Source organism: Xylanibacter brevis ATCC 19188 (assembly GCF_000621725.1).
In the GTDB taxonomy this organism is placed as follows: Bacteria; Bacteroidota; Bacteroidia; order Bacteroidales; family Bacteroidaceae; genus Prevotella; species Prevotella brevis.
Map to the genome: position 1 here is coordinate 64082 of NZ_JHXM01000003.1, position 13479 is coordinate 77560.

At 47.3% G+C, this 13479-nt stretch carries 3 protein-coding genes; 1 reads left to right on the forward strand and 2 read right to left on the reverse strand.

Translation table 11 applies throughout. The features are described from left to right. Position 1: 1 nt before the first annotated feature. Complete coding sequence (locus tag T433_RS0102225; RefSeq protein ID WP_155808291.1) at positions 2–11386, reverse strand: LamG-like jellyroll fold domain-containing protein; 11385 nt, start codon at positions 11384–11386, stop codon at positions 2–4. A 321-nt stretch (positions 11387–11707) separates the two neighbouring features. Between T433_RS0102225 and T433_RS0102230 the strand changes: the two genes are divergently transcribed. After that, positions 11708–12784, forward strand: coding sequence for a hypothetical protein (locus T433_RS0102230; RefSeq protein ID WP_155808293.1), 1077 nt, complete (start codon positions 11708–11710; stop codon positions 12782–12784). A 146-nt stretch (positions 12785–12930) separates the two neighbouring features. Here the strand turns inward: T433_RS0102230 and T433_RS0102235 are convergent, their stop codons facing one another. Beyond that, positions 12931–13389, reverse strand: a complete 459-nt coding sequence (locus tag T433_RS0102235) for a cupin domain-containing protein (protein ID WP_231478016.1) — start codon at positions 13387–13389, stop codon at positions 12931–12933. Positions 13390–13479: the final 90 nt, after the last annotated feature.

The window sequence follows — 13479 nt, forward strand, 5'->3', positions numbered from 1 at the left end:
CTTATTTGATTACGACTTTATTACCATTATATATATATATACCTTTCTTCGTAGGACGCTTTGGCAACTGTACACCATTCATGCTATACCACTTGCCGTCGGCATTGTCACTACGTGCAAAGCTGATTGTTGTAGGCTGGTCAGGAGAGCCCACCACAGCATTAGCACGGAAAGACATCTGCTCCATCGTGCTTGCTACAATCTCATCATCGCGTTCAATAGCGAACCATATGCCCGTCTGCGCTTCACCACTGATGCTGAGATAGAAGATAGGAGCATCCGTGTGGTCCTTTGCAAGCGACTGGGCCGCCTTGGCCTCTCCAACCTTTTCTCCATTAGCGTAAGCCACCAGACGATCGTCTTCCTCAAGACTGAAGCCATCGACTACAGCCGATACATTCATCGTAGAACGAAGCTGAGCAGAAGGCGCCCTGAACGTTGTGGTGTAGTTCCACTCATCGACAAACGTGCTTCCAACCTCGAAGAACGGATAGCGGAAGGTTACGGGTGTACTGTTCTTGCGAAGTAGCATATAGCCCTCGCCAGGTTTCATATACTGCAGACTACCACGCCAGCGCCCTGTGCCACCGGTTTGTGCGAAGTAAGCAAACTCATTGTGGCTCTTCACCACATCACCCACCTCTGCTTTGTCGTAATAGTCACTCAAAGCAGTTTCAACACTCAGGTTCATCATCGGCGTATATCCAATACCGTTCCACCCGTTCTTCACCTCAATGGTTCGCTGGTCGGCTGCCTTAATGATACTTCCTGAAACGGGGAAGGAGATATCATTCTGCACCTTGATAGCGTAAGCCTTACGTGTAGAGAGCATGACATTATTCAAACCACCTGACGACAACCAGTGTCCGTCAGTATAAAGCAGCGTCAGATCAGTATTCATATCGGTCAGCACGTCGCCCTCGCACCATGGCAGTCCGTCGAGGAGATTATTCAGATTGAATAGTTTCTCACTAGACACGTTGAACGATACCCAGTTCCAACCTTTCTTCAAGTTGAAGGTCTGGATGAAGCTCTTAGTACCCTCGAAGCGCACAGGCTTGTCGATGCCAAGGACAGTAGATTTCTTAAACTCCAACCATTCCTGACCATCGGCTCTCAACATCTGCTCCCTGCCAGTAGAATACTGCCACAACTTGAAAAGCAGCTTACGACCATTAGGGATGTTGTCATAGACAGTCAGATAGAGACCATTATCATCAGTCTGAGCCGAATGTCCGATATGAGCAAAGCCGTGGCACTGCCCCTCATAATCGAATGCGCCAATGATGTCACGCGTGTCAATATCAATCTCGTCGTTGAGGTACACTTGACCTGTGATATTCATAGAGTACTGAAGCAGGTCGCCAGGAATATCGAGTGCCCAGTTAGGTTTCTCTGCCTCAATGGTAACATTCAGATAGAGTGGTTCCCTGACACCCTCCTCGTCGGAGAAATAGATAATCTCATCATACGTACCAACATTCAGATTTCTGCTCACCGTACCAGTTATAAGCGCAAAGTCATTCGGACCGACGATATCGCTGTATTTTTCCAGTTGCAACCACTTCGGACAGTTCTCTATCGTATAGGTATGACTCACAGCACTGTTATTTCTAATGCTCAGGTAAACATCATTAAAGCTATCTTCTTCTGCAGATATTATCATTGTCTCGCGGTTAGGCCACCATTCCAAATTACTGTTGTTCACGTAATAGCAAGCTGTCTGAGGCGATGCCATTGCATTGCCGTTCTTATCCTCGATATCACGCAGAGTAACATAGATGTTACAACGATTGATGCGCGAGGTCTGTTCATCGACACTCACAAGTACCTGATTGTCCTTTCCCACATAACTGTAGGTCAGGTTCTTCAGTTCCTCGTATGGCACCACAGGTGCAGCCGTCGTACCGTCAATATGTGCCTTGACTGTCTCGATGCTCACCTCGTCGGCAAACGGATAGTCGCGCACTGGAATGGACGTCGGTTCCTTTGTCTGCGGGTCTAACTCATAACGAGTGTCGCCCTTCTCATCCTTATATATCTTTCTGCTATAAGGATAAGGTGCAAGTTCGATGTCATTATTCGACTGACGTTCCTGGTGGTCGAACGACAGGTAGGTCAACAGTCCGATCTCATCACCACAAGGACTCTTCGACGAGTAGTTCTTGATCATTGTTGCTGGCAGAGCCTGCTCGAAGAGGCACAGCTCATCTATATAACCTCTCAGCCAATTGCGAGTATCGACTGTTTCAATCTTTCCCTGTTCATTCTTCTTGTCAGAGAGCGCTGCACCAACAAGAGGATGTCCGCCACTGATGCCTCCCAAAGAGTCGGCAGCAAAGCTAGCGCGCAGAACAGCATCCACATAGATGTTTGCCACGCCATGAGAGCGTTTCACCGTCATGGCAAAGTGGTGCCACTGATTATCGCTCCAATCGCCAGGCACTTCAACACCCATTCCATGAGTTCTATACATCAGTTTCTCTGCTTCAAAAGCAATATTGAACTGGTTCCTTGCATTGTCTTCGTCAGCACTTCCAGCACCATTACTTAGCAATACGCCTCGGCCTTTTGAGTCAGTCTTGAACCAGAACATCAACGTATAGTCTTGTTCAGCTGTTCGGTTCAAGGTGTTCTGATTGAGTGCCAGTCCGCGATCTTCCCAGTCCAGGTAGAGCGAGAATCCGTGTGGCATGGCCCACGATGCGCCCTTCAACTGTGCATTAGCGCCTTGCGTGTGGTCCATAGCATAGTCGCCGTGTCCTTCGTTCATCGGGTAATAATCCACAAGACCAACCTCGTATCCTGTCAGTCGACGACTACCATAGGTCGATCCCAGCAATCCGCCACTAAGGGCGCGATACCACAAGCGAGCCTCCATCATACGTCCTTCGTAGTATTGACTCTTTGTGCGGTCTGTCTCATTTGTTCTACCAAAGATAAGTGGTCCTGTGCCGGTATAAAGCGTCGTCATCTTAGAGGTACCGATTTCTTCTCCACCATTGTAGAATGTCAGCACACTATCTTGACTAATGGTCATGGCAACCTGCGTAAAGCCGCCCTTGGCGATGGCCTTGGTCGAAGTGTATGTCTGGTCGTCAACAACAGCCTTCAGATGATAATCCCCTGTCAGCCACAGTTGAAGTTTCTTGCCATTGGTGCCATGCGAGAACAGCGGCATTTCCCTGCCACTCTCATTTGGTTTAATCATCATGTCGATGGTCAGGTTCTTACCATTGAAATTGCGTTGAGCCTCACTCTCCACGCTGGCATTATTGCTAAACTCCAGACTTACCGTCTCAGTTATATTATCGTTGTTCACCTCACCCTTTACCTCGAAATTGGTGATGTCGTTCAAATAGTTGTATTCTATATCCTCAGAGAAGTTGAACACAATATTGTCTTTATTTGTTATGGTACCATCCTTAGGCTCTGGCATTCCAAACAACTGTGGCCGACGTGTATCCTTCACACCGCTGATGATTCGCGAAGGCGTAGTCAGGAACGAGTTACCATCACGACAGTAGAGCACGGCCCTAAGGTCGTAGGCTTTTTCCATCACCGTTCCTTCACCATAGAACTGTGTAATGATGTTGCCATTCTCTGGAATCATCTCACGTACGCCATTAGCTTGAGCCATCAGCGTTGAGTCGGCATAGTACGAACACAGGTTCGTCCAACTGTTTTCGCCGCGCATCGATTCTTTATACTGGAACTCGATGTGGTCAAAATTCTTCTGGTGCTTGTTGAATCCGTCAATGGTGATAGGAATGAACCAGCCACGCTTCTCGTTCCATGGCGCATCGGTATTCATGACCCACTTATCGCCTGGCGATGAGATATTCACAGACCCAGCCTGACGCAGATAGTGTACATCGAACTTCACCTTATTCTGTGTATTAGCGAAGTCAGAGTTGGAGGCTACGCCAAGAGTGATACCCTCATAGTCAAACTCACTACCAGCATATACCTCCATGGTTTTCTCCACCACTTTATTTGGATAAAGAACAATGGTTACGCCATTGCCGTTGAGCGGTGTACCATCCACGTAAATCTTTGCGCCATTGGGGTTCGACGTTTCATCAAGGAAGAAGGAGAACAATGTCAGGCCACCAGTAGCCGCTTCCGGTTGCTCACTCTCGTTGGTCAGATATACCTTGAAGCGAGCTGGGTCATTAATGGCTATACCACTCAAACTCTGTCGGTCAAGCGTAATCTTTGGATTACTGATTTTCTTTGTACGTTCATCGAGCAGCGTTCCCGGGCGATAGGCCAGCGTGCGTCGCTCGTCTTCCCATGGATTACAGGTTGCGCCACTACGTGTGCGATAGATGAAGCTGCGTGGATATATCGCATCTCTATAGTCCACGCCCCCACTCACGTGGTGGTTGACACACTCCATCCAGTCATCGAAATTAGCATTGTGGAACACGTCAAAGTTATCTGCATTCACTGACTTCAAAGTATCGTTAGCCAGCGTTCTTACACGGAACACATCCAGGTTCAGATGGCTCTTGGGATCCATTGATATTGTAAAGCTCTCCTTACGAGTGAAGTTATGGGTTGTCCCATAAGTGCCGATACTTGAGTAGTCGATCACAGGTACGATACCAAACTTGAATGCCACGCCAGCAAATTTCATCTCTACACTGCCAATGCCAGCCTTGTTATTCTCCTTTACGCCATCCTTAACAACCTCGCCAAAGCCCAGTTGCTTTGACAGCATTTTAAAGACAGATGCCAGTGCGGGTTGCGACAACAAGGTAGCGCCTGCCGCTGCAAGTCTGTCGTAACGGTCAGTTCCATCATCGCCAAAATAGTCGGCCGTGGTAAACGGATAGTTGATATTCTGTGCTACGCTATATTCGCTCTCGAACGTTTCATTATACGTCACCTTGGAACCACCGTCCACGTCGTAGTTAGCAACAAGATCATAGGCGCTCAACTTCTCATATTCGTTCTCACCTATCATCTTCACCCACGCCAAGAACACATTCTGTTTCTGCGCCAGTTCATCGATTCCTCCTGTCACGCCCGTTGGACGAACAACGTCGTATTCCACGCCAAAGTCCTCGTGTGTGGGTTCCACCTTTGACCAATAGACGGCCTTGCCCGTAGCATCAGCCAACTTTTGCGCCTCATCCTTTGTACCGGTGAATAGCATTGCGTGGATTTCGTTTGCCAACTTAGGCAGCAGCTCTGACACGATGTACTTCTGCGAGTGTGCAAACTGCGATGTCACTTGTGGACCATAGGCCAGCGATTCGTCGCGTACCAAGTGATATACAGAGTCGTAAGCGTCACGTCCTTCAGCAATATGTACCAGAGAGCCGTACTTCAGCGTATTACCAGTTGCCAAGGTACTGCCACCCAGTCGTCCTAACATGTGTTTGTAGATACTGTCAGGAATAGCGCGAATTGTGGACATCGGAGTAACAATCATGTTCTGTACCACGCCGATATACACGTCGGCATCAGCACCCACCATCGTAGGAGCACTACTGGTGGTGATATCCTCGGCCACGTTCATCGTATAGGAATAGCCCTTCTTACCCGTGCCACTGAAGATAATATCAAGGTCTATCCAGTTCTGCGACGAGCCTGAGTTTATCAGACCATACTCGGCTACACCGGCTATAACGCCCGAATAGTTATCCAGTGCGGTACCCGTACCAAACGTCAGTTCCACACCAGCCTTGAACTTCATATCTACGGTATAGTTGTACTTCAGTTTTGATCCCTTCGACAATGTTGCAGTGGAACTGCCGCCTGGCGGGTCACGCAAGATATCGATCAGGAGTGGTTCGTCTGTAGAGATGGCATCCTTTGAACCACCGGTGGCAAACATGTTCAGGATATAGCCCTTCAAAGGTTCTGCCTCATAGGTGGTACCGTCTTGTTCCAGTGTCATGGTCACAGTACGCAGGGCATCATCCTTAGTCAATAGGCGCGTGGTTTGTTCTGCTTCCAGCAGGAACACGCCCTGGCCTAGGCTATCAAGCGTCACAAAGTCTTGATGAAGACCGTTCTTCATGCCGTTGTGAACAATCACCTTTCCACCGCCAATTCTTACCAAATCTTCCTTCTTACTACCCTTCACGCCGTTCCACGGATAGCGCTCCACAACAGAAATCTGAATAGGATACTTACGTTCCAGGCTGAATACGGGATAACCGAAGGTATAGTATGCACTGCTGCTCAACAAGGGTTCTGGCCCATGGTCTTCTTCCGGCTTATTGTCGGCATCTCCCCTACAGGTCAGCGCCAGCTCACCCAACTGTACCTCATAGCCCTCATAGGTGCCGATATTACCCCAGTTGGTCGTAAGAATTTCCAAGCGGAAGAATTGATAGAAATTGCGGTTGGCAATCTTATAACTATAGGTTTTGAGGTTGTAGGCCTCTATGCCAGCATTGTTGGTTTCATACAGTGTTGTCCACTCATCGGTCTCTGCAGCACGAGCCAGCAATCGCATACCCTTGGGATTGCGTCCATCGTATTTTTGACTATCATTGCCGGTAGTCAGGTCGAGCGAACTTACGCTGACAGGTTTATCAGCTTTGAAGTTGACCCACCAGTTACTAGAGTTGGAGACAACACACCACTTGGTGTTTGAATCTCCATCAAACAGGTTAGCATATATATCCGTTCCTATTCCCGCATGGCTTGCCTGTTGTCCATTCAGTTTAGCTGTGTGAGTATAAATGTCGAATGGGTTTGTGTAATTCGAATAGCCGTCATACTTCTGACCAGCCAGCGGAACCTCTATCTTATCACCGCCAAGTGTCTGGGCCATATAGCTCTTATCGCCGAAATAGTCGAACGTATCATACCCCAACTGACGGTAAGTAATCTCTACAGGAGCATGATAGATGCGGTTATAGCGATAGTTGTAGATTTCAGTAGGCTGATAAACGCCGTGTCCATCAACATCGATGAAAGAGCCTTCATACTTGATGGTGTCGGGGATAAGACATTCCGTGAGGTCGATAACCTCGCTCACCTGGCCATCCTGGAACAGTGTGGAGTAGCCCTCGCAATACACCTGCTGCACCTTCCATCGCACAGGTGGCAACATGAGCACATACTCGCCAGTCAAGGAGTCGGGCTTTACAACCATACGTTTGCGCTGCATCTCAACGGTGGTCTTATGTCCGCCACCAGCGGGATGATCGAACGTGATGTTACGCTTCGTGACGCCGGTGTTCTGGTTGTCATAGACCAACCATGATGTATTATCGCCCTCCAAGGTGAGTACCATTGACAAGTCATCTCCAAGGTTGTTGCGCGACAGGTTATTGTCCAAAGGCAAGTTGCCTTGGTCCTTACCGCCAACCACACGACCTGTGAGTTTCACCAACGTAGAGTCGTAGAAATAGGTCTTTCCCACCTTATCGGTCAGCACCACGCCATCCGCACTCTTATACCAGCCGCCATTGGTGAAAGTGTGATGATCCATCACGGCCTGAATCTTGCTAAGCGTGTTATTAAGCACCTGGAACTGAACGTGTCCCTCGAAGTCGGTTTCTACATAGTCGCCCTTAGCATTGTGAAGCAGTTTTCCATTCACACGGAAGCGTACGCCCTTCACAGGAATGCTCGTACCATCGTACATCACATAGGCATTGAACTGAAGACCATTCGTGATCGTAAAATCTTTTACCGTTTCATGATTAGACATGTTATTGAAAGTCACGGAAGACTGACCGTTTTCCAACCTGATATTACCCGTGGAAACAGGAGTCACATCGTAAGAGACACTCGTCTTTCCGAAGTAAGACAGGTCGTCGGCCACGAAGTAACCACTTTCGTCGGTCTTCACCTTTCTGATGGCATCTGGTTGCGCACGGTCTTCCTCCGACGTGGGGACTATTTCCACAACAATACCATCCACACCCGTGCCATCATTGAAACGCACATAACCCTCCAAGAGTCCGGTGTGCTTGCAGGCACCCTCTTCCACTTCAGTCTCCGTATAGCTTATGCCCTCGCAGTCATTGATCGCACGTACCTTATATTCATAGTCCATCAACGGAGAAACGCTTTTATCCTCATAGCTTTTCTGGTCGATGTTGCTCTCCACCGTTGTCCAGTCGTTGTCGCCAGCACCTTTCTCACGACGCAACACCATGAAGTAGTCCACAGGATTTTCATCGGTTTCCCAAGTCAGTAGCACACTGCTCTGACGAGTCTCGGTCTTAAGTGTCTTCTCTATCTTACCCATGCTTTCATGGTAGAACGTAGGACATGTTGACGCAGACGTAGCCGAGTATGCATAGAAAGTCGTAACAACAGGAACAACAGTTTTGTTTTCCTTCTTCCATCCGCCACCAAAGGCGTTAAGCAAAGCATCGGCATTCATATCATTATCTGCACCTATATTCAGGACATCCATGACAGGTAGGATAGCACCACTTTTATTATCCCATGAACCGCTTAGCTCACGATTAAAAATAACGAGTGCGTCAGAGCCATAGGTGCTACGATACTCAGCCTTAACCTCATCAAAATCATGGTATGAGACACAAGTAGTAGAGGCGTCGTTGTACCCCCACTTATGTATTGTGTTGTTACTTTGATTATTCCAAAAACTGAATGCAGCATGATTTATACCACTGAAACTAACAAACTCATAAACACGATGCAAGGTCCAACTTCCACCATGTCCCCATCCAAACACAGCGCCACCGTAAGAATCACTTCCAACAGCATAAACATAGCCATAGGACTTACAGTCTTCCATGACGATATTAGCACCATGCGTATGTCCCACAACACCGCCAACATAGTTCTGGACGGTCGTAACACTGTTTTTCAGATATAGATTTTCAAGTCTAACCGTTGGAGAACCTTCTAATGAGCCCACGAGACCAGCTGAACAATTACCACCTTTCACCTCTCCACCTACAATCAAGTTCTTGATAGTACAGTCCTTGGCATAGCGGAATGGTGCAATATAAGCCTCGCTACCTCCTTCTATATTCGCTGTGAGAGTATGGCCATTTCCATTGAACACACCACGGAACGGATAGTTCATGGCACAGCTATAGACGGTACTGAAGTCTGCATCCATGATGGCATTAACATCGCTATTTCCCTTAGCAGCTTCCACTTTGGCTCTGAATGCATCCCAGTCACTACTTGTACGAAGCACCATATACTCCGCGCCATCAATGGTGACCGTACTCTTATCTGGTTCGTAAACCATGGAGCAATAGCTGTTAATCACGATCAACTTTGCATTGCCTCCACATCGGGCATAGGTTGCGCAGTTCTGTTTCTGCGTAGATATCTCGGTAGGTGCAAAATAGCAATTAGTCACTGTGGCAGTGGTGTTCGGGTTCATATAACCTATGAGACCACCATTGGCATAGCAATTATCACCTGTAAACTTACCACCAAAATAACTATTGGTAATGGACAGCGTACCAGAGGTCAGATAAGCAACAAGACCACCATTGGTGGCATCACCAGTGATGCTGCTATGGACGGTTGCTGTTGATGCACAATTCTCAATGACGTTCGTGCCACCAATAACGCCGGCAACGATGCTCGCGGTGAACTTACTCGACGAGGAGAGACTGCCTTTGACTTTCAGATTCTTGATAGTGGCATCCTTAACATAGCGGAACGGCGCACAATAGTCGGCAAAACCAGACATATTCACGGTCAGCGTATGGCCGTTGCCATCAAAGTGTCCGCGGAAGGGAGCCGTACTAAAGCCCACACTGGACGTGATTGTGATGTCGGCATACAGGCGCGCGTTGATGTCGCGCTCACCCTTGGCACTGGCTATCTTCTCATCGAAGGTCTGCCAGTCGGCAGCACTGCGAATAGGGAAATAGTAGGGTTCCAGCTTGTCCCATGTACACAGGGGCGAGGTACCACGGTCCACAAACATCTCAATATGATAGTCCACACAGGGGCGCGAGAGGCTGATCACCTTGTAGCGATTGTCGCGTTCATCGGCTGTAAGCACATAGACGGCAGTATCCACGGGTTCTTTCTTTCGGTTGACCGATGTTACGCGCAACTTCATCTCCGCACGTTTGTCCCATACGGCATTGTACTCGTCGCCATACTCCCAATTAACGCGCACGGTATAGGCTCGTTCGTCTTCCCATTTAGCAGTATAGTTGTCAATGGTCAGCAAGTGTATGTCATCGACTACACACGAAGCCGAGGCCGAGGCAGGGTTGCCGTTCCATCCCCATGTCTGGGTAGCAGTACGACGAATACGGTAGGTCAGATGCTCCAGCGTGCCACCACCCGTCAAATGTCCTTCAGCAATGGCATCCACAAGGGTGCTGTCGATATAGGTATAGTTCTGTTCGTCGGCGGCAAATTCAACTGTTCCGATAGTGGTAAAATCGCTTTCTTTACCCGTCAGCGAACGCTGCACCTCAAAGAAGTCCACATCCATCAAGTCGTTTGCGTTGGGATACAAGATGTTCCACATCAGCTTTACCTTTGCCTTGTGGTCGCCCATCGGTGTGGCAGTGAAACCAATAGGCGCATGAATCATCTTCAGATTCTGCGTCTTTGATGGTATGTTCTCAATCAGGTAATTATTATTGTCCCTATAAGATACTATGATACGGAAATTGTTATGAGGTTTTGTTGCATCAAGATAAATAGTTCCACTATTCATATTGGTGGGCAGAGACTCGCTCACCACCTGACCATTGTCGCCGGTAAATTCATAGCGTGCCGACGTAATGTTCGTAGATGCAATGAACCAAGGAATCTCCAATTTTCCCTGTTCACTATAGGCCAAGGTAGCCTCAGTAACTTGCGGAAAAACCACATCGGCAGCTTTTGGCATAGTAATCGTTACGTCGTTGAGTCCCTTCACATGCTCTTCACTACGACTGTTTCCGTCGCGTTTCACATCCCACGTAAACGTCAGTTTCTTACCAAGCATGTCGTAAGGCAAGCGCCACACGGCATAGATGGCATAGGTCTTTCCGTCAGAGTTTCTATAGATAAGACGTTCTATATCCCCATTTGCCGACGTCAAAGTGAAGTGGTTGGCCGAATTACCCTGAGTAACATCGATTTCGCCCCCAACTCCGGTTGAGAAATGAACCCAGATGTCCTTGCTGTCACTATCGGTATCACCATTACGATACCAGTGGAACAGGGTCTTCGTCTGTCCATCCCACGACACCTTCAGATAACCATCGTTCACCCAGCAGTCGGCACTTTCTTGATCATATACGGGCACTTGAATCTTAACCATGTTCGTACCGTTGAGTGTAACACTATAATTATAGGTTTCATCAACGTAAGTAGCCATAGCCTGCTTTGGCACCAACCATACGAATAGTGCCACCAGCAACATCTGCCACTGTTGCACAAAAGCGGATTGATATTTTGTAGTCATAGTAAGAAAGGTATAAATATCGTATTCACTAGTTAATTTTTGCAAAGATATATAATTTATTTTAATTACAATGCAAAACAACCCACTTTTTTTTGTATAAACCGCATGGAAAAGCCACGCGAGTTTTTCCAGTTATCTACAAAATATTCTTGTTTGGAAATAAATATTCACACCCTACCACCCGTTTTTAGTAAATAAACATTAAAAATAAAGGGAATAAGCGAGAGTTTTTTGATATTAATTTCATTACAAAGAAAATAATTACTATATTTGTTCCCAAACAGCGCAATATTTTTAATTACTAACCAAAACTCTTAAATTATGAAAATAATGTTTAAATGGATGTGTGCTATCATAGTAGTTGTGATGAGTACTTATGTGTTTACTGCATGTGGTGATGACAGTGATGATCCCATTAATCCCAATGCGCCCTCTTCCTCATCAATTGTGGGCACTTGGGAAGTAGTTTCGTCACCTGTTACTCAGAATGGTCCCACCAAAGGCACATTATTCTACATGGCCAGCAATGGTGTGATGAAGATGCAGCTGGGTGGTATAGGTGAAGTGAATACTGGCAGATATTCCTACATTCCAGCCACAGGTCTTTTAACTCCCTCTTTCGAAGGAGTAAAATCAGGTACCGCTGTATTGAGCATGCGCTCAGATGGTAAAATCAGCATGCTGGTATCTGAATCCGATAATAACTACACCCTTATCCTCGAGAAGAAGTCTAGTAATGACATCATCCAGAGTGGTGAAGGTGGAGGCGGTGACCCAGGAGAAGTACAAGCTCGAGAGATTATTGGTACTTGGATATTTCTTTATGATGAAGGAAACGTTAACAACAGCGAAGGTATTACAATAGTATTCAACGAGGATGGAACAGGTTACTACTACGATGAGCGATCTCAAAGAGAAAACATTACCTTCACATCGAGTTACGACAGCAAGGGACGTATCCGTGCAGAATGGACATACCAAGTAAATGGATCAAAGGCCGAGCTGAAAGCGATAGCCGTACAAGGCGGCAATGTGCTGAACGGAGAAGGTCGCATGATGCAAGATGGTGTTGACTTCGCAGGTGTTACGATGATGAGGAAAGACTACACGATTCCTTCAGAGGGCATCCTCGGTCGTTGGAAGGTAACTGATGTAAACTTCAATGGTCCAAGAATCGGTGGCGTATTGGTATTTGCCAACAATAACGAGTTCTACACAGAGGGTGACGCTCATGCAGACACTTATGATTGGAATGCTACAACAAAGGAACTGGTGATTCATCTTACTGAAGATGGCGACATCCAGGCCACTGTTGAAACCAATGGTTGGACAACAGGCTCACAGGCCACTGTAACCTTAGTTGGCGCAGATGGTACACTTAAACTAGAGAAACTATAAGATATAGCTCTATCGATTAACTTGACGGCATTATCCTCCTTGGATAGTGCCGTCAATTCTTTTTCATTATGAACCTTTCAGTTGTGTCCAACTTTCTGGGTTCACTTCATCCCTCGTCATACTTATATTATATAAGGTGTTCTCGCTTAAAGTGGTATCTCAGGATGCTGCACCGCTAGCGGCAGCTCTTTCTGCGAGAGGTAGAACATATAGAGGATGACGGGTTTCGACCCGCGGTTCTCGCCATGGTGTATGGTGTTCACCATCTCTACAACGGCCTCACCCTCGTGCACCGTCTTTTCGGTGCCGTCCAGCCCGATGATGGTCAGTTCGCCCTGCACCAGAATGCCGTAGTTCATCACGGGATGATGGTGCCAGCCCAGCTTCTTACCGGCAGGAAACACATATTTCACAGCCACCAGTTCGGGGCGTCCCTGCAGATAGTCGGGCAGTTCCACGCCGTCCCAACTCTGACTGGTGCGGATCAACTCTTGAGAAACGACCTCTTCTTCATTTTTAGCTTCCGACCGACAGCTCACAATAACAACTGCTATGGTGCACAGGAACAGTAAACCGGCAGTCAGCTTCAATAATTTTTTGTTCATGATCATGTTATTCTTTAAATAATAGGTATAATAGTTCACCTGCAAAGATACATTATTTTCCCGAACCATGGTACATTACGCCCTAATTTT